17 protein-coding genes are annotated in these 21,086 nt (G+C 42.9%); 5 read left to right on the top strand and 12 right to left on the bottom strand.

Annotation, left to right across the window (positions count from 1 at the left end; genetic code table 11):
- Positions 1-42: 42 nt before the first annotated feature.
- Genes B2089_RS11650 through B2089_RS11620 form a run of 7 tightly spaced genes read right to left on the bottom strand, consistent with a single transcriptional unit; the run spans position 43 to position 8,751 of the window.
- Entirely contained in the window at positions 43-870 is an 828-nt protein-coding gene (locus B2089_RS11650) for an AAA family ATPase (protein ID WP_296323766.1), read from the bottom strand.
- A gap of 3 nt (positions 871-873) precedes the next feature.
- Complete coding sequence (locus B2089_RS11645) at positions 874-1,200, bottom strand: PG0541 family transporter-associated protein (protein WP_296323770.1); 327 nt, start codon at positions 1,198-1,200, stop codon at positions 874-876.
- Positions 1,187-4,471: an efflux RND transporter permease subunit gene (locus B2089_RS11640; protein WP_296323774.1), complete on the bottom strand. Its 3,285-nt coding sequence runs from the start codon at positions 4,469-4,471 to the stop codon at positions 1,187-1,189. The genes B2089_RS11645 and B2089_RS11640 overlap by 14 nt, the downstream gene beginning before the upstream one ends.
- A gap of 8 nt (positions 4,472-4,479) precedes the next feature.
- Positions 4,480-5,403, bottom strand: a complete 924-nt coding sequence (locus tag B2089_RS11635; protein WP_296323777.1) for an efflux RND transporter periplasmic adaptor subunit — start codon at positions 5,401-5,403, stop codon at positions 4,480-4,482.
- Positions 5,404-5,458: 55 nt separating this feature from the next.
- Positions 5,459-6,883 carry a TolC family protein gene (locus tag B2089_RS11630; protein WP_296323781.1) on the bottom strand — a complete coding sequence of 475 codons (1,425 nt, stop codon included), beginning with the start codon at positions 6,881-6,883 and terminating at the stop codon, positions 5,459-5,461.
- Positions 6,884-6,894: 11 nt separating this feature from the next.
- Positions 6,895-8,154 carry a TetR/AcrR family transcriptional regulator gene (locus B2089_RS11625; RefSeq protein ID WP_296323783.1) on the bottom strand — a complete coding sequence of 420 codons (1,260 nt, stop codon included), beginning with the start codon at positions 8,152-8,154 and terminating at the stop codon, positions 6,895-6,897.
- Between the two features lie 60 nt (positions 8,155-8,214).
- Positions 8,215-8,751: a tetratricopeptide repeat protein gene (locus tag B2089_RS11620; RefSeq protein ID WP_296323786.1), complete on the bottom strand. Its 537-nt coding sequence runs from the start codon at positions 8,749-8,751 to the stop codon at positions 8,215-8,217.
- Positions 8,752-9,061: 310 nt separating this feature from the next.
- Between B2089_RS11620 and B2089_RS11615 the strand changes: the two genes are divergently transcribed.
- The 4 genes from B2089_RS11615 (at position 9,062) to B2089_RS11600 (ending at position 14,434) form a co-directional block, all read left to right on the top strand.
- Entirely contained in the window at positions 9,062-9,871 is an 810-nt protein-coding gene (locus B2089_RS11615) for a gluconate 5-dehydrogenase (RefSeq protein ID WP_296687404.1), read from the top strand.
- Between the two features lie 159 nt (positions 9,872-10,030).
- Positions 10,031-11,254, top strand: coding sequence for a 6-phosphofructokinase (locus tag B2089_RS11610; protein ID WP_296320041.1), 1,224 nt, complete (start codon positions 10,031-10,033; stop codon positions 11,252-11,254).
- A 188-nt stretch (positions 11,255-11,442) separates the two neighbouring features.
- Positions 11,443-13,278 carry a proline--tRNA ligase gene (locus B2089_RS11605; protein WP_296320038.1) on the top strand — a complete coding sequence of 612 codons (1,836 nt, stop codon included), beginning with the start codon at positions 11,443-11,445 and terminating at the stop codon, positions 13,276-13,278.
- 88 nt (positions 13,279-13,366) lie between these two features.
- Positions 13,367-14,434: a hypothetical protein gene (locus B2089_RS11600; protein WP_296320026.1), complete on the top strand. Its 1,068-nt coding sequence runs from the start codon at positions 13,367-13,369 to the stop codon at positions 14,432-14,434.
- A gap of 110 nt (positions 14,435-14,544) precedes the next feature.
- Here B2089_RS11600 and B2089_RS11595 read toward each other — a convergent pair whose 3' ends face one another.
- Positions 14,545-15,477 carry a GerMN domain-containing protein gene (locus B2089_RS11595; RefSeq protein WP_296320023.1) on the bottom strand — a complete coding sequence of 311 codons (933 nt, stop codon included), beginning with the start codon at positions 15,475-15,477 and terminating at the stop codon, positions 14,545-14,547.
- An 82-nt stretch (positions 15,478-15,559) separates the two neighbouring features.
- On the opposite strand from B2089_RS11595, the gene B2089_RS11590 reads away from it, so the two are divergent.
- Positions 15,560-16,585 carry a sugar kinase gene (locus B2089_RS11590; RefSeq protein WP_296320021.1) on the top strand — a complete coding sequence of 342 codons (1,026 nt, stop codon included), beginning with the start codon at positions 15,560-15,562 and terminating at the stop codon, positions 16,583-16,585.
- Between the two features lie 43 nt (positions 16,586-16,628).
- Here B2089_RS11590 and B2089_RS11585 read toward each other — a convergent pair whose 3' ends face one another.
- The 4 genes from B2089_RS11585 to B2089_RS11570 all read right to left on the bottom strand — a co-directional run bounded on the left by B2089_RS11585 (position 16,629) and on the right by B2089_RS11570 (position 21,061).
- On the bottom strand, positions 16,629-17,414 hold the full coding sequence (locus B2089_RS11585) for a TrmH family RNA methyltransferase (RefSeq protein WP_296320017.1): 786 nt from the start codon (positions 17,412-17,414) through the stop codon (positions 16,629-16,631).
- 179 nt (positions 17,415-17,593) lie between these two features.
- Entirely contained in the window at positions 17,594-19,159 is a 1,566-nt protein-coding gene (locus tag B2089_RS11580) for an extracellular solute-binding protein (protein WP_296320013.1), read from the bottom strand.
- 48 nt (positions 19,160-19,207) lie between these two features.
- Complete coding sequence (locus tag B2089_RS11575) at positions 19,208-20,101, bottom strand: carbohydrate ABC transporter permease (RefSeq protein WP_296320010.1); 894 nt, start codon at positions 20,099-20,101, stop codon at positions 19,208-19,210.
- Between the two features lie 18 nt (positions 20,102-20,119).
- On the bottom strand, positions 20,120-21,061 hold the full coding sequence (locus tag B2089_RS11570) for an ABC transporter permease (RefSeq protein WP_296320007.1): 942 nt from the start codon (positions 21,059-21,061) through the stop codon (positions 20,120-20,122).
- Positions 21,062-21,086 lie beyond the last annotated feature (25 nt).

The raw sequence follows: 21,086 nt of genomic DNA, 5'->3' as shown, positions 1-21,086 counted from the left end.
TAAAAAAATCTGTTTCGCATTTTCACACGAAACAGATTTTTTTCAAGCCTTTGAAAATCTATTATCTTGAACACATTTGATTTTTGATTCAACTTTGTAGCCAGCATATTCACTTTCAAGAATTGTAATCGCTCGCTCAACTGTCGCATGGAATGAAGTCAGACCATTCAAAAGAACTTTTTTATCCTCTACACTAATCCACAACTCATCGATGTGAAGACCATGCTCGAAAATAAGTTTATTAGTCATCTGCTGTGCGAGAATCAATTCATCAACTCGTTTTTTACCAGCATTTTCTATTTGTTCTGAAAGATTGTTTTTGACTCCAGCGACAATCATTTCAGACAGCATATCTGGCGGAACCAAGGCCGTATTAATCGTTGCCTGAATCGCATCATGATTATGCAAATCGTATTTAAAGCAACTTTTATAAAACTGAGCCTGCCGTTTGTCGGAATCAGCAATCAATTTGAGAGCAACTTTATCAGTCGTAATCCCCGTAATTTCCTTTATATGATTAAGTCTCTCTTTTAGCGTTGAAACGAAACGAAGCGTAATATGATTTGGCAGGCTGTTCAAAAAGAGAAAAGCCCCCCGCCCCATAATTACGCAATTTCCTTCCTGAGCGATTTCAAGAATTACCATGCTCAAATAATTTAGATATTTGTCACGGTTTTTTGTAAATCGATCTAGAAGTCTTGGCTTTCGCTCATCAAATTTAATAAACTCTTCCTTTGGCAAGCCTTTTGCGATAATACGCTTTTCGATTTCTTTCTTATCATAAAAAGTATAACCGAGACGGCGGGCAATCAACATTCCGATTTCATCGCCGAATGATCCCGATTGTCTTGTAAGAGTGATAATTGCCATAGGCTACACCTCTGTTGACTCGCTCACGAAGCAGGCGATTCCCTCGCCCATGTACTGTTCGCGGAGTTTTTCAACAATTGCGATGATTTTGGCGCAATCTTCCTCACTGCAATAGATGATATACATCATATTGAGCTGAGGCCAGATTGCATCCCCCAAACGCGGATTTGAGAAACCCGCACCCATTACATTTGCCATCTTAGTATATTTTGCGCCGACTCCAGCTTCTTTGAATTCAGCGATGAAGTCCTCTTCGACAGCCTGTGAGAAAATAATCTCGACTCTTTTCTGCACGCCTGCGTGAATTTTAATATTCTCAAGATAACCCATTTTTGAAGTCCTCCAGATTCTTTGCGGCTTTAGCGGCCTTTGCCTCAAGTTTTGCCCGTTTCTTTTCTTCACGAAGACGCATTTTTTCCTCGTTTTTGTTGATTTTGCCTTCCTTTATAAGCTGCTTCATTCGCTTCTTCTCAGCCTTTTTAAGTCGGCGGTTATTAAAGATGAAGTAAATGGTCGGCATGATAAAGAGAGTCATCATAGAACCGAATGTCATACCACCGAAAACGGTGAGTGAAATCGGCTGCATTGACTGTGAGCCTTCGCCAGGGAAGAAAGCCATCGGGGCAAGAGAAATAACCGTCGTCAAAGTTGACATGAGAATCGGTCGCAAGCGGTTTCGTGCAGCCTCAACACAAGCCTCTTCAAGTTCCATACCACGCTTACGGAGCAAGTTAGTATAGTCAACCAAAACGATACCGTTGTTTACGATTGTACCGACCAAAACCAACATACCCATAATAGTAATAAGATTGAGTTGTGTTCTGGTAAGTCCGTAAATCATGATGACACCAATGAATGACAAAGGTATCGTAAGAATAACAATGAAAGGATCCAAAAGTGACTCAAACTGTGAAGCCATAACTACAAAGACCAAAAGGGCTGCCATCAATATGATGATAACGAAGTTAAGACCAATCTCAAGCAATTCTTCCATAGAACCACCAAGCTGAACCGTAACGCCATCTTCTTTTGGAATATTGTCAGCGAGCAATTTTCTTACACCTTCCTGACAAACTCCGAGAGACATTCCATCAAGACGATTTGCCGTAACATGAACAATTCGGGCCTGATTCTCACGGTAAATTGTTACAGGAGCCGTCGTCTCTTCATATTTTGCAAAACTTGAAAGCGGAATCCTTTGTCCCTGAGAATTCAACACAGAAATCGAGTCCAAATCATCAAGTCGTTTTTTATCTGCTTCTGCAAGTCGAACAACGACATCAATGTCTTTACCGCGGTCAGTGTAACGACTTGCCGTAGTTCCGTTGATTGCACCTTGAATCTCCGCACCGACAGAATGAATGTTCAAGCCGAATTCATACATTTTCTCACGATTTACAGTAATCGTAGCTTCAGGCAAACCTTCTTCCTGATCAGAAGAAACTTCCTGAACAAAATCACCGCCCTTCTCTTTGAGCATTTTTTCAACAATCGCAGCATATTCGCGAACGAGTTTCAAGTCATCACTCTTAACCGTAATATTGATATCGCTTGAAGATGATGCCTGATTCGCGCCAGCCGAGAAAGCCATATCAACGCCAGGGAAGTCATTAAAATGCTTACGGAGCTTGGCTTTTGCCGTTTTCTCGTTGTCATAACCATCAAGTCGCTCGCTTGGAGGATAAAGGGTAAATGTAATAGAGCCTTTGTTCGTCTCAGAGCCGGCAGAGAATACGCTAGTTCCACCAACCGTCATCGTAACATATTTAACGCCTGTTAGCTCCTGTGTCGCTATATTCTCAAATTCATGCATTGTGTCGTCAGTGATTTCAAGCTTAGTTCCCTGAGGAAGCGTGAATTCAACGGCTACAGAGTTTGAGGCAGAAGAAGGCATAAAGATGAAACCGATAAATTTAATTGAGACAAATGAAAGGATCAAAGCGGCAACGAGTGTAAGGAGACTAGCCTTTCTATGATGAAGAACAAATGATACTCCTTTTGCGTATTTTTCATCAAGTTTGGCAAAGAAAGTATTGAATGCACCATTAATCGCATACATAATTTCGCCAATTTTTCCCTCACCTTTTTTCGTCGTGTCAATTTTGTCGATTTTGAGGTATTTTGAAGTCAAAACCGGAACGAGACACATTGCGACGAGAAGTGAACAGGTGAGCGAGAAGATGATTGTCCATGCCAGATCATTGAACATCTGTCCCATGATTCCCAAAGTTTTCTTGAACATAAGCATCGGCGCAAAGATACAGATTGATGTGAGTGTTGAGCCGGTGATTGACATAACCATTTCCTGAGAACCAAGAATTGAAGCCACGCGCGGTTTTGCATCTCTCTGGCGATAAGCATAAATATTTTCCAATACAACGATGGAGTTATCGACCAACATACCGATACCCAGCAGCAAACCTGCCAATGAAACCATATTGAGCGTAAGCCCCTGGAAATACATGAGCATGAGCGTGATGAATACCGAAATCGGAATTGAAAGACCGACAATAATAGTGGATTTAAGAGAACGCAGGAAGATAATCAAAACGGCAATTGCAAGAAAAGCTCCCTGAATTACAGATTTTACAACCTCATTGATTGTCTGCTCAATAATATCAGTTGTGTTTGAAGTCTCCACAAGCTCAACATCACTGGGAAGTTCCGCCTTAATCGACGGAATTGTCTTCCGGACATTTTTTGCCGCCGTTACAGAGTTTTTGCCTGATTGTTTCTGAACCATAATGACGACACATGGCTCACCGTCAATATATGCAAGCGTTGACTCTTTTTTGTAGCCATCATAAACATCAGCGACATCACGCAATCGAATTGTGCGAATCTGACCTTCTGAAGAAGGCTTGTAAGAAATAACAGTGTTTTTCAAATCATCGATTGACTGATATTTACCGCTAGTTTTAATGGTATAATTAGTGTCGCCCGAAGTGATTGTACCACCTGAAGACTGAATATTCTGAGCACCGATGAGCTGAGCCACAGTTGAGATTGAAAGTCCGTAAGCCTCTAATCGGTCTCGTGGAATATCAACATTTATGGAGCGTTCACGACCACCAGAAACATTTGCCGAAGCAACACCGTCAAGCTGCTCCAACCGTGGTTGGACAACATCTTCCGCATAAGTACGAAGTTCCTCTGGAGTTCGGCTGCCCCGTAATGAAAGCATCATAATCGGCATCATTGCGGGATCCATCTTAATCGTAATCGGAGAACTCGCATCGTCAGGAAGATAACTTCGTACCATATCGATTTTGTCACGAATTTCATTTGCCGTAGCATCAAGATTCACGCCATAGTTCAATTCAAGAATAATCAAACTGACGCCCGACATTGAGCGTGACTGCAATTTTTTAAGACCAGAAAGTCCCGAAAGAGAACTTTCCATTGTTCGGGTCAAGCTTTGCTCAACCTCTTCTGGACCCGCACCGCTATAAGTCGTATAGACAATCATGTAAGGCAAGTCCATTTCCGGATACATATCAACCGGAAGTTTAAACATACAATAAAGACCAAGCAAAACCGACATCAAAAAAACAAGGAATGTCGTTGTCGGTTTATTAACACATCTTTCCGAAATTGTCATACTTTCTCCTAGTTAGACGAAGCTATGTTGACTTTTGAGCCGTCATTAAGCAAAGTCTGTCCTTTTATGACGACCTCATCACCGACCTCAAGACCTTTTGTTATTTCAACTTTGTTGTCAACCGCAATTCCCTTTGTAACTGGGACAAGACTGACTACAGCTGCATTTTTTCCTGATTTTGGGCTTGAAATAACGAAAACATAATTTTTCCCATCACGAGTAACCAATGCAGAAGACGGAAGGACAATCGCATTCTTTACGCTGTCCGTGACAAGGCGTACTCGTCCGTACATACCGACTTTTACCCGTGGATCTGGCGGATTAAGCCGAAGTTTTACGCCCATCGTGCGTGTTGAAGTGTCCAAAACAGGGCTAACTTCAAAGATTTTTGCCCCGAACTCAACGCTAGGATATGCGTCAAATGTAACAGTCGCTTTTTGTCCATTTGAAATTCGACTGATAAAACGCTCAGCGATATTTATTCTGATTTCAAGGTCATCCGTGCGGGCAACTTTTGCAACAGACGATGACTGAGAGACGGTTGAGCCGACCGTTACAGGGAGCGAAGTGATTCGACCCGCAATAGGAGCTTTAACGGGACTGTCGTTATAAACAACTCCAACACGAAGCGGATTTACATAGGCAATTACCTGATCTTTTTTTACCATATCCCCGACTTTTACAAGGATATTCGTAATTTTTCCTGCCTGATCCGGTAAAACCATAACCTCATTCACAGAAGCCACATCACCGCCAAATTCAAGGTAATCGTCAAGATTTCCCGCCACAGTTTTATATGTTGAAACGGCGTACAAGGTCTCAACCTCTTTGTTATCCTCTGTATTCGCAGCAGATTTTTTTCCACAACTGATGAGTGTAAGGACTGCGGCTATCGCTGCCACAGTGGTTACTGATTTTGCTGTTCGTTTCATATATTTTCCTCCAATTAGTTCCTGTTTAGATTCCGAAACGATTTCGGAATATCTTTTATTTTGATTCCGTAAGGCTTACATTCAGCGTATTTTCCAAATCCATCAAAGCCGAGATGTACTGGAATTTCTGATTGATTTGACCGAGCTTTGCCTGATTGAGGGAAGCCTCGGCGTCACGCAAATCAAGAAGCTCTGTCGTACCGTTTCTGTAAGAACGAGCCGTCATATCATAAGCCCGTTGAGCAAGGGTAACATTTCTTCCCATGACATCAATCTGCTCTTTTGCCTGAGTGAGGGTGTCAACAGCCTTTCTGACCTGCACTTTTTGATTCTCTTTGAGACTTTCGATTGAAAGATCAAGCTGGACAAGCTGCTGTTTGTAGTCCTTTAGTTTCTGACGGTTAGAAGACCAAGGAAGCATGTTTGTGATGTTCCAAACAAGAGTTGCACTGAAAGAGCCTGAATCATACCATTTTTCACCGTCTCCAATGTCTTTAGAAAAATGCCATGCTCCTTCCGAACCGATGTACACCGGCTGATAAGAATAACTAAGGGCAAGGGTAGGAAGCCATGTCGCAAGTTCAGAAGCCGTAATTCCCAATTTTGCCGCAAGTTTGTTCTTTTCGAGATTCTGAATCTGGAGATCGTTGTCGGAATATTTCGCAAGCAAATCATCTGCCGAGACATCAACATACACAGGCTCGATTGAATCAGTCAGTTCTATATTTGTTCCAACCGGCATACCAATCATAAAGGCAAACAAATCCATTTGCTGGGTCAGTGATTGCTCTGCGCTGTCAACATCAGGTTTTGCGTTCTCATAGTTTACCTGAGTCTGCAAATATTGGATTTCGGGGATAGCGCCGTTTCTGAAGTTTGTTTGCGCCTGAATCATTCGCTGCCGGGCATTTTCCAGAGATGTCTTTTGAATTTTCAGGCTTTCCTGCTGCAAGAGAAGGCCATAATACATCTTTTTGATGTTGGTGATTGTCTCCCGCTGGCTCTGTTCCCAGGAGATTTTTCCTGCCTCGTACTGGGCTTTTGCAATTTTTATCTGGGCAATGTATGCCGGCGTAAAATTCCAGCTGGCAGAAACCGTTCCCACCGTAGACCATCTGTCCTCTTCTTTGTCGTAGTCCGTTTTAGCGGGATATGCGCCACCAGTGAGCTGGCTCATCATTTTGTTTGTAGCCGCTGTTCCTGGGTTATACTCATTTGCGCGGCTCATCGTTCCAGAAGCCTGAACATTTGGCAAAAACACATTCCAAGAATTGCTGGAAGCCCGTTTTTTTATTTCCAAATCGATGTCGTTGCTTTTGAGAGTGCGGTTGTGTGAAAGCGCGTAGCTCACAGCGTCCTCAATCGAAAGCTTTATGACTTCTGATTTTTCTTCTTTTGTCTCAGATTTTGAATCTTCTTGCGCGAAAGTAAAAGTTACTGCCGTAAAAAAAATCAAAATCAGACTTACGATTTTTTTCATTTATTCCTCCGTTATTTTATTCCATTAAATATATAATCAATCATGAAATTAAAACCTTCCATGAACTTTTCCTTGCTCAAATCTTTGCCTTTTGCCTCCACAAGAAATGCGACCGGCAAAACCCCCGCCCAAGTCGTAAGCATTTTCGGCGAATAAGGAAATCCTAAATCAGGAGAGTTAATCCGCTCAGGAAGCCACTTTACCCAAACTTCCAGATAATCGTTACACTCCTCGGATTTTTTTTGATTCTCCTCAAAGGAATTGTCATTGCTCATCAAAAGCCAGCCGCAAATCGGAATGATTGACGGACGATGCATAAAATACTCCAATTCCGAATACATCTGAATCAGAATATATTCTGTAAAATTCTTTGCCTCGACCGTATTTTCATTGGCAATTGTTTCCAAGAGCAAAAGCTCTTTATTGACCAGAGTTTTTATCATTTGATTTTTGTTGTCGAAATACTCGTAGAGACTGCTTTTTGCCATACCAAGCTCATCAGCAATACGCTCGACAGTTACGCCGCCCATCTTGTATTTTTCGATAACAGCCGCAAGTGCCGTAAAAATCCGATTTTCTGCCGGGAAAGAATCTTCTGAAATTTTGCACAAATCGAACAGCTCTTTCTGACGCTCCCTGGTGATTTCCTGAGGATAAATCGGATTATCTTTTTCACAAGTTCCGGAAAAGCCATTTAAAAGAAGATTCACGACTTTTTCAGAAAAATCATGCGGCATACCTGCGATTTTGCCCTCACTGCGAAGGTTTTCCTGCAACTTGACGAAATACATAAGCGACATGCCCGAAAAAATGTGCTTGGCGAAAAGGCTCATGTCAGTTTTGAAATTATCAAGATAGAAGGGCTGACCTTTTTCGATATCAGTAAATGAAACATTCCGTTCGCTTAGTCTTTTAAAAAGACGATCCTCATAATTCGGATTCTGCGACATCTGGGCGATAAAATAATTGATATGGCTGGGATTCTCAATGAAATACCGAATCAGGCCCGCCAAGGATTTTTTTGTAGTTTCAAAATCTTTTGAGGCAATATCTTTGAGCAAATCTGCCATATTATCGACGATTCGGTTTTCCATTGCGTCAAGCAAATCATCTTTGTTTTTAAAATGGCGGTAAATGGCAGGCTTTGAAATTCCGACTTTTGCCGCAAGCTCATTCATAGAAAAAGACGAAAAAAAAGGCCTTTCGAGGAAAGAAAAAGCGGCGTCGAGAATCAGTTCTTTTGTTGGTTTTGAGTTTAAATTTTTAGCCATTTTGTTACCGAACATACGGTAACAAAAATATACCGAACATTCGGTAACATGTCAACGAATTTAGCGATTTTCAGAAAAATTTTCTGCGCGGGAACGGAATTCCTCAAGATTCTCGCATTTAAGTTCCTCAGCGATTTTGAATTCTGCCTCGGAAAGTTCTGCCTGACCGTCCGCCGCATAAGCAACCGCCAAATTCGCGTGAATCATGGCAATTTTCGGCTCCAAATCAGAGGCTTTTTTTAAATTTACGATTGCGTCTTTTGCCCTTCCCTGCCCAAGATAAAGCGCGCCTAAACTCGCATAAGCCTCGCCCTTCTGTGGATTCAAATCAATCGCCTTTCGATATGCACCTTCCGCCTCTGCATCTCGCTGCAACAAATGCATTGTCATTCCCAAAGAAACAAGACCTCGGTATTCTGGTCTAAGTTCTGTGCTCTTTTCTTGATAGACAAGTGCATTTTCCAAATCATCCTGCTGAAGATAGATTGTAGCAATAAAATTATAAATCAACTCAGGCGAATAATTTGTCTCCTCTTCCAAGGAGGCCTTAAAAAGCTTGAGTGCTTCATCATAATTCTGATTCTGATAAGATTTCATTGCCCGTCCTACAGTCAAATCGCCAGGTTTTGAGCATGAAAAAAATGCAAACGAACAGAAGATTAAGAATAAAAAAGAAAATTTTCGCATATCTTAAAGATAACAAAAAAAACACTTTTCATTCAACAATTTCAAAATTACAAAATTTGTCCTCATATACAAAAAAAAATCGCCCATGAACGAAAAAAGGGCTTACAAACTAGGGAATTAGGAATCCTAACTATCTTGATTCCCTTGCCCAAATATAATATCTTTAAATGGTAGATTTTTAGGATTTTCCTGAATCGAAATAATTTTTTGGAGGATTTAAATGGCAGAATTCAAAATGAAGGATTTTGACCTCACTGGAAAAGTCGCTTGGGTAACAGGTGCTTCTTACGGAATCGGTTTCGCTATCGCTAAGGCTTTCGCTGCTGCTGGCGCAAAAATCGTTTTCAATGACCGCGGACAGGAACAGCTCGACAACGGTCTCAAAAACTACAAAGAGGCTGGAATCAAAGCACACGGCTATATCTGTGATGTTACAGACGAAAATGCTGTTCAGGAAACAGTCAAAAAAATCGAGAAAGATGTCGGCGTAGTCGATATTCTCGTAAACAACGCTGGTATCATCAAACGAATCCCAATGCTCGAAATGAAAGCAGAGGAATTCCGTCAGGTTATCGATGTTGACTTGAACGCACCATTCATCGTTTCTAAGGCAGTTCTTCCGGGCATGATTAAAAAAGGCCACGGAAAAATCATCAACATCTGTTCTATGATGTCAGAGCTCGGCCGTGAGACAGTTTCTGCTTATGCAGCAGCTAAGGGCGGTCTCAAAATGCTCACACGCAACATCTGTTCTGAGTACGGCGGACAGAACATCCAGTGTAACGGTATCGGACCTGGATACATCGCTACTCCACAGACAGCTCCTCTCCGCGAAAAACAGCCAGATGGCAGCCGACATCCGTTCGACCAGTTCATCTGCGCAAAAACTCCGGCTGGACGCTGGCTCGACCCAGAGGAACTCGCAGGTCCTGCAGTATTCCTGGCTTCAGACGCTTCAAACGCTGTAAACGGCCACATCCTGTATGTTGACGGCGGTATCCTCGCTTACATCGGAAAACAACCGTCGTAAAAAACGCTTTTTTGCGGTAAATCCACTCCACATCGGAGTGGATTTTTTTTATTTCCAAATTTTCTCGATACCCTTGTGTTTATGGAATTTCGTGGTAAAATGTAATTAGTGATTTTATCTGAAAATTCAGGTAATCAATTATTCAATTTGGAGCAAGATATGAACGGAAATGTAATCGTCGGACAGTCAGGTGGTCCAACAGCAGTAATCAACTCAAGTTTGGCAGGTGTTTTCAAAACGGCACTTGACCGTGGCGCAAAGAAAATCTACGGAATGTGCAACGGAATCAAAGGTCTTCTCGACGAAAAATATGTCGATTTGACCGACAAGCTCAACTCAACAATGGCAATCGACTTGCTCAAACGCACGCCGTCATCTTTCCTTGGCTCATGCCGCTTCAAGCTCCCAGATGTCGAAAAGGACAAGGCAACTTACGAGCGGATTTTTGAAATCCTCAAAAAACTCGACATCAAATTCTTCTTCTACATTGGTGGCAACGATTCAATGGACACCATCGATAAGCTCTCAAAATACGCAAAAACCGTAAACAGCGACATCAGCTTCATGGGTGTTCCAAAAACAATCGACAATGACCTTGCAATCACTGACCACACTCCGGGCTACGGAAGCGCGGCAAAATTCATCGCCGCAACAATGAAGGAAATCATCCGCGACGGCCATGTCTACGACTATCCTACAATTTCCGTCGTTGAAATCATGGGTCGAAACGCAGGCTGGCTCACGGCGGCGGCGGCTCTGGCAAAATCAGATGACTGTGAAGGCGTAGATTTAATCTACTTGCCAGAAAAAGTCTTCGATGTTGACCACTTCATCAACAAAATCAAAGAGCTTTCAAAAACAGGCAAATCAATCGTCGTCGCTGTTTCAGAAGGTGTCCGGGTTGCAGACGGTCGCTTCGTTTTCGAACTTGCTGAGCATGTTGAATTCGTCGATGCCTTCGGTCACAAGCAGATGAGCGGTACGGCAAAATTCCTAGCCAACAAAATCACCGCGGAATTAGGAACTAAAGCTCGTGCAATCGAACTTTCTACCCTCCAGCGATGTGCGGCTCACATGTCCAGCCGAACTGACATCACCGAGGCATACAATGTAGGCGGTGCGGCAGTCAAAGCGGCATTTGAAGGCGAAACAGGCAAAGTCGTTGTCTTAAAGCGAGTCTCAGACGATCCTTACATGTGCATCACCGAAACAGCGGATGTAAGCAAAATCGCCAATGTCGAAAAAAAGGTTCCAATGGACTGGATTACCGACGATGATTATGTCACCAACGATTTGATTCACTACATCCACCCGCTCATCCAGGCAGAGCTTTCACCAATCATGGTAGACGGCTTACCACGGCATTTGCATTTATCGATGTAGGGCTGCGGTAGCGCTGGGAGCCCCGAAGTTCCGTAGCGAAGGGATTCCGACTTTTGTCGGAATGACTGAGCGCAGGAATGAGCGCTAGCGAAGGGCGGACATAGCGACGGCACGGAAGTGCCGGACCGCCCTGCATTAAAAAATCCTTCTTGTTGTATATCTCTCAAATTTTCAATAAAATATCTTCCATGAAAACTTCAAAATTCTATATCTCAACTCTACGCGAGGCACCGGCTGAGGCCGTCATCGCGAGCCACAAACTCATGCTCAGGGCAGGAATCACACGCAAACTTGGAAACGGTCTTTATACATATCTTCCGCTGGGCGTACGCTCTCTTTATAAACTCGAAAATATCATCCGTGAGGAATGGAACGAAACCGCCGGCGCTTTGGAATTCAAGCCAACCGTAATTGTACCGGGCGAACTCTGGAAAGAATCTGGCCGCTGGGAAACAATGGGGCCTCAGATGCTCAAGGCAAAGAACCGGGGCGAGCAGGACATGGTCGTCTCCCCCACTGCCGAAGAAGCCTACACTGCCATCGTGCGTGACGGCCTCGACTCATACAAGCAGCTTCCCGTGAACCTCTATCAGATTAACACAAAATACCGGGACGAAATCCGCCCCCGATATGGTGTTATGCGGGGCCGTGAATTCATCATGGCCGACGGCTACACCATGAACGCCGATGACGAATCTTTGGACGAGTCATACAAGGCCTACGAAAAGGCATATTTCCGCATCTTCAAGCGGCTTGGGCTCAAAATCATTCCCGTAAAGGCTGATTCAGGTGCAATGGGCGGAAGCGGCTCAGAAGAATTCATGGTTGAGTCTCCAATCGGCGATGACACCCTTATCATCTGTCCTAACGAAAAGTGCGGTTATGCCGCCAATGTGGAAAAGGCCGAGTGCGCCTTGGACGACTCAACAAACAAAAAGGGCGAAAAAGTCGCCGCAACAGACAAGGCTCTTGAAGAAGTTGAGACTCCCAATGTTTTCTCAATCGAAGACATGGAAAAATTCTTCGATGAGTCGCCAAAAATGTTCATCAAGTGTCTCATTTACCGCGTAATCAACTCTTCCCTTGACTATTCGGCCTTGAATTGCGCCAAAAACTGGAAGCGTGTCAAGGATCCGGCCGGTGACTACTATCCTCTTTCTTACGCCTGCGTCTGTATCCGCTCTGATTTGGATGTAAACGAAGCAAAACTTGCCGCAACTCTCAAAGCAAGCGAAGTCGTTCTTGCAGAAGATGAAGAAATCCTCGAATACGCTCAGGCAGGCCACGGCTTTGTCGGCCCAATGACATCAAAATGCCCGCTTGTAGTGGATTATTCTGTCGTAAAGGACGGTCAGGCCCGAATGCACGACGCAATCACCGGTGCTGGCAAAAACGGCTACCATGTAAAGCATGTTGAACCACTCCGTGACTTCACTCCCTACATTAACGCAGATGTCCGCACCGTCAAAGAAGGCGACAAATGTGCCTGCTGTGGAGGCGTTTTCTATCAGAAAAAAGGCAACGAGCTTGGTCACATCTTCAAGCTGGGTCACAAATACACAAAATCAATGCATGTCACCTTCCTTGGTCAGAACGGAAAGCCAACCGAGCCGACCATGGGCTGCTACGGAATCGGCGTTGACCGCACCCTCGCTTCAATCATTGAGGCAAACAACGACGAAAAAGGCATCATCTGGCCAATGACCGTCGCTCCATTCCAGGTCTGTATCGTTCCAATCAAATACGAAGGCGCCATGAAAGAAGCCGCAGACAAAATCTACGACGAACTTAAAGCCGCCGGAATCGAAGTTCTGCTGGATGACCGCAATGAGCGTCCTGGCGTAAAATTCGCCGACATGGAGCTTATCGGAATCCCGCTTCGAATCACCGTGGGCGACAAAAATCTTCCGAACATTGAGTTCAAGCCCCGCGCCGCAAGCGAAGCCGAACTTGTTCCAGCCACGGAAGCCGCCGCAAAGGCAATCAAGTTCGTAAAAGACGCGCTCGCCCAGCTGAACGCATAAATTGCCTGTCATTGCCGTGTTTCAAGGACATTACTTGTCGCCCTTGAGCACGGCTTTCTCTCCCTTAAATCGCCAAAAAGGACAATCCATGAATCTTTTCAAAAAATCACTTGTTATATTTTTAATTTTCATTTTTCATCTTTCGCTTTCCTTCGCTCTGCCAGCAGTCACGCCATCAGTGCCAGATTTTTCCGGCCAGTATGTCTACTACCGGGACACGAGTTTTGAGCGGGAATCTTACATCGGTATTCTCTATTACGATGAATCAACTTATGCCCTTCGCTATTACGCTCCTGTCACAGGCAAGGGCAAATCCTTAAAACCAGAAAAAAATATTCATATTCTCTTTACCATTGACTCTGAAAAAAAAGACCTTGAACTTACCGGCGAGCGAATTATGAGCACAATTCAGCCTGACGACACGGATTTAATCAATTATATCCATGATTTTTTCTACGAGATGACAAAACGCCGCCAAAATGTCGGTGATATCTCGAAGGAAAAGAACGATTATCAGGATTATGAACAGTTTGGCGGTAAAGTCACACTTTATTTCAATCCGCTTATCCCGATTTTCAATCTCGAAAAAATCGTCTCCGTCGATAAAAAAACTGTTCTGCAAATCGTAACGGCAGGTCAGCTAATTTCTGCCGAAGACCAGAGTTTCGCCAAGTTCACAGGAATTGAAGAAAAATTCACCGATAAAAATCACAAATTCAAAAAAGACAAGAAGGCCAAACCTCTTGAAGTAAATTATAAGGCAACGGAAAACTCTACAGAACTCAAGGCAAAATTAGATTCTTCATGGAACGCAGCAGCAGAAAATTTTCTCACTTTGGGAAATTTGGCAGCATTCTCTGTAAATGAAGTCACTTCTCAAAAAGAAAATCAAATCGATGTACTAAAGCGTCGTCTTCTTTTGGGAAATCAAATGATTTATCCGAATTGGCAAAACCAAAAAATCGAAGAAAAATTAAATGGAACTCTTTACACACAGATTTCCTATCATGCCGAAAACGACAGCTACACCTATGATTTTAAATTCTTGCGTGAAATCGATTCAAAAACTGTAGCTTTATATACCCTCACCGTTTTTGCGGGTGCCTACGAGCCGAACAAAAAATACTTCAATGCGATTTTGGCAAGCTTTGAATAATTATAATTGCGCCGCTATTTCTCACTGACGCTGTTCCGCGATTCGCTAACGCTCAGTGCTTCGAACCGCGCAAGCGCGTCGCTCCATAGCGGGGCGGCTTTTACCGTAAACTAATAATCATTTCGTCCGCGAGGACTTCCAACCCAAACACCCTCGCTCAAATAATCAAGTTTTTTCCCTTCAATTAAGAACTGCACTTTTTTTACAGTTGAAAAACTTGTAGCCGTATAAACAACCTGCATCAACTGAACATTCGAGCCCACCGGGCCGTAATTATTGAACTGGAATTCCTCATTAAAATTCAATGTCGCGATTCCGTCTTTAATCGAAATCCCAAGCAATTTACTGCCCTCAGGAATATAAGACTGACAGCCGGTTTTTGCCTCCGTGGCAGAAGGACCTTTTAAAAGTTCTTTCAGAGCTTCCGCCAATGGAGAGTCTTTTGCAACGCTTCTGCTCACTTCCTTTCGCACGACAAGGCCATCAGAATCAAGCGCCACGAAGCAGATTTTACTTTTTGTCGTATTAGCAGGCGCACTTGTCACAGTCTTAGTTACGGTTTTCTCAGCCGAAGTTACGCTTGGCGAAGATTTTGCCGTTACAACCGGCTTCTTTTCTGCATTAATCGTATTAGCTGAGGGCTTGTCTTTTTTTGTCTCCGTTGATTCCTGCTCTTTTTTCAAATTTGAATCTTTTTTCGAAGAATCTACTGTATTTTCCGATTTGCTTTCGCTTTTTGCTTCGGTAATTTCCTTTTTTGCAGGAGTATCAGTTTTTGCGACTGGCTCAGTCTTTTTAGAATTTTTCGTCAAATCGATAATGATTTCGCCGCTGTCCTCTGATTTCTTAGAGTCTTTTTTATCATCAAAAATTTCTTTTCCGATTTTCTTTTCGATGAGAGCCGTCGCTCCCGATTTATCAAAATTTTCCTTGATTTCTTCCTGTTTAACCAAAAAAACAATCAATATAATCAAAATCAAAAGAATCCAGATTGCAAGTCCAAGCCCGGTTTTCTTCTTATTATTCTTTCCCTTTTCACTCATATTTTTATTATCGGAAGATAAAGACGAAAATGAAACGATTTCCACTTGTTTACAGACCGATTAAAGGATAAAATAGAAGAATATGGAACACAAAGAATTTGATTTGATTACATTCGGCGAAATCATGCTTCGCCTCTCACCGTCGGTTAATGAACTTATCAGCAAAAGCGATTCTTTCAAAAAGCACGCTGGTGGCGCAGAACTCAATGTTGCCTCAGGCGTCTCTCTCTTAGGCTTGCGAACAGGTATTATCACCCGCCTCCCAAAAAACCAGCTGGGTACATTCATCAAGAATCGAATCCGTGCTTCAAGCGTCAGCGATGACTACATTATTTTTGATGATTCGCCAGAAGCCCGCGTCGGCATTTACTATTACGAAAACGGCGCATATCCGCGAAAACCGACAGTCGTTTATGACCGCAAAAATTCTTCAATCACAAAAATTTCTCCGTCAGAAATTCCTGATGACATTTACACAAAAACAAGAATGTTCTACACATCTGGAATCACCCTCGCCCTCAGCGAAAACACACGCACTCTTGCCATCGAAATGATTAAAAAATTTAAGGCAGCAGGCGCAAAAATCGCTTTCGATGTAAACTATCGGGCAAATCTCTGGGACGAAGACACAGCCCGCACTACAATCAAGTCAATTCTCCCCTTCGTTGACATTCTCTTCATTTCCGAAGAAAGCTGCCGCCGTATGTTCCAAAAAACAGGCTCCCTCGAAGATATGCACAGAGAATTCTGCAAAGATTTCCCGAATATCAGCTACATTGCCTCTTCAATGCGCGAAGTCATCAGCCCGAAAGTCCATTCTTTCACATCTGTCGTTTACTCAAAAAAAGACGACAAGTTCTACACAGAAGAGCCTTACAAAGACATCGATGTCGTTGACCGAATTGGTAGCGGGGATGCATACTGTGCCGGAGTTCTCTTCGGTCTTCTCAAATACGATGATCCTCAAAAAGCAACTGAATTCGGAAACGCAACTTGTGCCACCAAGAATACAATCTTCGGTGACCTTCCCCTTTCAGATTTTGCCGAAATAAGCTCAATCATTAAGGCTCACAAAACAAAAGGCAAACAATCCGAAATGAACCGATAAAGTTAAGGGGATGACTCATAATTATTGGTCATCCCCTCTTCTTTTATTTCGTTAATTTCCTACACTCATACAGAATAATCGCCGCCGCTTGCGCCACATTCAGGCTCTCAATTGGCTGGGTCTTGTCTGTATCAAGCGTTGCAGCAAATGGAATCCGAATAAGCGCGTCACAGTTTCTTCGCACAAGCCCTGAAATACCATGCTCTTCATTTCCAAGAACAATAAGAGCAGGCTTGGTTTTTTCTGAACATAATTCCGGAATATCTTCCACCGGGGTGTCGCCTCGCACATCTGTTCCAAAGCGAATCATCTTCCCCTTCATAGAGACAAGCAATTTCTCAATAGACTGAATCGAATACACATTGACATATTCCATTCCGCCCTGAGCTACTCGATAAGAACTCGTCGTTACCGAAGTTTGCTCTTCATCCCGCGGAATTACAATATTCTTGAATCCAAAGAAAGCCGCGCTGCGTACAATCGCACCAAGATTATTTGCGTTTCCTACGCGATCAAGCAAAATCGCACTCTCTTTATTGTGAAGCCAGCCGTCAGTTATGTCGGTGTTCAAATGAGGGATTTCCGGCTGCTCTATCATGGCGACTACCCCCTGATGATGCACTGTGCCGCTCAATTTTTCAAGCTCCCCTTCCGGGATATTATTATAAGGTACTTTTCGTTCGGCTAATTGCTTAAATAAATCCTTAAAATCCATCATTCGATCGCGTGTATAATAAAAACGACGAATTTTCTGCGGATTACATTTCACGAGAGCTTTAACCGCTTCAAAACCACAAACTGCAAGTTCATTTCTAAAATCATTCTTCATGTGGAAATAGTAGCTAATTTTCACCAATTTATCCACAAGTTTTTAACAAATTTTGCATATTTTGTGGAAAACTAAAGACTTTTTCCACAAAAACAATCTCACTTATACACAATTTAAAAATGAAAAAAGGGCACCAGATTTATCTAGTGCCCTCTTCATTAAACACGAAGTTTAATTAATTATTTGATGAGGTTCTTTTCTTTAGCAGTCTGGATACCTGCATCGTTCCATTCTTTACCACCGATCTTAGAGAATTCATCGAGGAATTTCTGCCATTCAGTTGGGTTAAGAGTGCGGTTTCCAGTCATGAACTCAACAACGCCCTGCTCGTAGAATCGTTTAACATCTGCGTTTGGCTGTGGCATTTTGTCCTGACCGATACAAGCTGTCCAAGATTTAGCCTGCATTTCGCGGAGAGTTTTAAGAGCAGACATCTCTTTGCCGTTCTTTGAGTACCATGTCGGGTAGCGTGAAGCCAATTCGATATCGCCATTGTAGTAAACCATGTTGCGGAGCTGTGTAAGAGGAATCATAGCAGATTCTGTGTATCCCTTTGATGGATCAGCAAGACCAGCTGTTGTTGGAACGCCATTCTTGTCGAATACATAGTTAACACCTTCCTGACCCCATCCGAGGAGATAGTAGCCTTCGTCAGAAGACATCCATTCAAGGAGTTCAGCGATTTTGTCAAGTTTTCCGTCTTTAGCAGCTTTTGCTGAAACAGCATACATACGATAAGCCTGTGAGTATGTACCAGCAGCTGACTGACCTTTTGGTCCTACTGGAGGCTCAACAACAATCCATTCACCATCTGGGAAGTTATTATCGAATGGTTTGTAGTTACCTTCGTTTGCATAAGCAGCGTTCTGCTCACGCATGATACCAAAGCGTCCCTGTTTCCAAGCAGCGCGGAAGTCATCTTTCTTATAAGCCAACCAGTTTGGATCGATAACACCAGCGTCAACAATCTGTTTTACATAGACCATTGCGTCATAGTATTCTGGTTTGTAGATGTTAAGACCAGCTGTTTTAGCAGAAGCCAAGTTCCAAGTACCAGCAACGCCGAATGCACCAAAGAGTGGGTCGAAGCGTCGTCCGAGACCTTCGTTTGTTGCAGAAACTTCGAGGTATCCGCCGTATCCGTATGTATCGTTCTTGCCGTTTCCATCAGGATCTTTCTCTGTGAAAGCCTTCATAACATTGAAGAACTCTTCAGTTGTTTTTGGTACAGCGAGACCGAGTTTATCCAACCAGTCTTTGCGGATAAGAACGCCTTCGTTGCGAACGATTGAGCCTGGCTGAGCGAGAGCGTAAGAGTGTCCGTCGATAGTTGTGAATGCGCGTGAGTCTTTATCGTACAATTTTGCAGTACGATTTGGCATTTTGTTGTAAATAGAATCAACTGGAGCAAGCAACTTTTTCTGAACGAGAGTTGCATAAACTTCATTTGAAACCATGAAGAGATCTGGCAAAGTGTTTGCAGCACCAGCAGCGTTGATCTTTGTGTTCTGATCTGCTTCTGATGATGGCAAGTTTGTGAGTTTGAGGTTGATGTTAAGCTTATCTTTTATAATCTGATAGCCAACCCAATCAGCTGGAATCGGACCTGCTTCAGATGCGGCTGCACCATACCAAAGTTCGATGTCTACTGCATTGCCTTTTGCTTTACCATTGCCACATGAAACCATGGCCAAAGCTGCAAGAGCGGCTGCCGAAACGACAACACCCTTCATTAACTTTTTCATTTTTTCCTCCTTAATTGAAAACAAATGAAATTAATTTTTTATTTAAACTTAGCCCTTAACAGAACCAAGCATTGTACCTTTTGTAAAGTATTTCTGGATGAACGGATAAGCAAGCATCATCGGAATAGCTGAAAGGAATACACAAGCAGCCTTGATAGATGAAATAGATGCCGCACCGAACGCAGTTCCTGTATCCAATGTATCACTCATTGAAGCACCCAACAAGATGTTTCGAGTAAGAATTGGAAGTGGCTGGAGATATGCTTCTGTTAAGTAAAGCAAGGCGTGCATGAAGTCATTCCAGTAGCCAACCGCATAATACAAACCGATTGTCATGATGATTGGCTTTGACAAAGGAAGAATGATAGAAACAAGAACATACCATTCTGCCGCACCGTCGATTCGAGCTGACTCTTTGAGAGACTCTGGGATGCCCTCGAAGAAGCCACGCATAATCAAACAGTTGTATGTACCAATTGCACCTGGCAAGAAGATTGAACACAAGTGGTTAGTAAGATGAAGATTTGTTACAACCAAGAATGTTGGGATAACACCGATGTTGAACAAATATGGAATAAGAACGAAGTAGTTGAGGATTTTGCGACCTGGCAAATCCTGAACAGACATACAATAAGCCATTGGAACAGTGAGGGACAAAGATGTTACAACACCGAACAACATGATTTTAATTGAGTTCCAGAACGCAAGAGTAAAACCATTGTTTCCAAGAAGAGCCTTATATGCTGAAGAATCCCACTTCCATGGCATAAGGATGAATTTGTCAAATGTAGTTCCAATGTAACCGTTTGGAGTTACAGAAGAAGAAATTGTACTGATAATAGGGATAGCAATGATTACACCGATGAAAACAAGGAAACTGTTTACACCAATGTAAAATGCACGATCACCTGATGTTAATTTTACTGTCTTTGGTTTTTCCATTTTATGCACCACCTCAAATTACAAGAGTGAAGATTCCGTCAACTTCTTGACGACTTTGTTAGAAACCATAACAAGAATCATACCGATAACACCCTTGAAGATACCTACCGCAGTTGCAAGAGCGAACTCGAACTGAAGAAGACCTTGACGATAAACCCATGTATCAATGATATCAGCTACCGAATAAACAGCAGGAGAGTACAACATGAACATCTGGTTAAATCCAGCGTCAAGAACGGTACCAAGCTTAAGAAGAACAACCGTAACGATAACTGGTTTGATTGAAGGAATAGTGATATACCAAACGCGCTGAACAGCGGAAGCACCCTCAACCATTGCAGCCTCGAACAATGACGGGTCGATACCCATAAGAGCGGCGATGAAGATGATAGCTGCCCAACCCATTTCCTTCCATGCATCCGAAAGAACGACTACAATCGGGAACACGCCAGTATTTGTAAGGAAGTCTTTTGGAGTACCTCCTGCAGCTTTGATGATGTCGTTTACAAGACCGTCACCAGGAGCAAGCAAAATAAGAAGGATACCATACATGATAACCCAAGAAAGGAAGTGTGGCAAATAAGCCAAAGTCTGAACAACACGACGAAGCACATTGTGCGTACATTCGTATAAGGCCACTGACAATATAATTGAAAGTGGAACAGAAATACACAATTTTGCCAAACTGTACAAAATTGTATTTCTTAAAAGTTCGCTAAAGTAGAATGAATGGATAAATGTGCTGAAGTTCTTAAAACCAACCCAAACACTGCCCCAAACACCATCAACAGGAGCGAAGTTTTTAAAAGCAATCTGACCATTAACGATTGGACCATACTTTAAGATAGCATAGTACACAACAGGAATGATAAGAAGAGCATAGACCGAAAAGTGTCTCTTTACATTTTTCCAGAGATCCTTTTTCGGTGCAGTTAAAACATTTGTTTCTTGTGCGTTCATACCTAACCTCAATATATTATTTTAC

The sequence above is a fragment of the Treponema sp. UBA3813 genome (assembly GCA_002368605.1).
GTDB lineage: Bacteria > Spirochaetota > Spirochaetia > Treponematales > Treponemataceae > Treponema_D.
The sequence above is the reverse complement of the archived record's forward strand: the minus strand, read 5'-3'. Positions and strand labels throughout refer to the sequence as shown.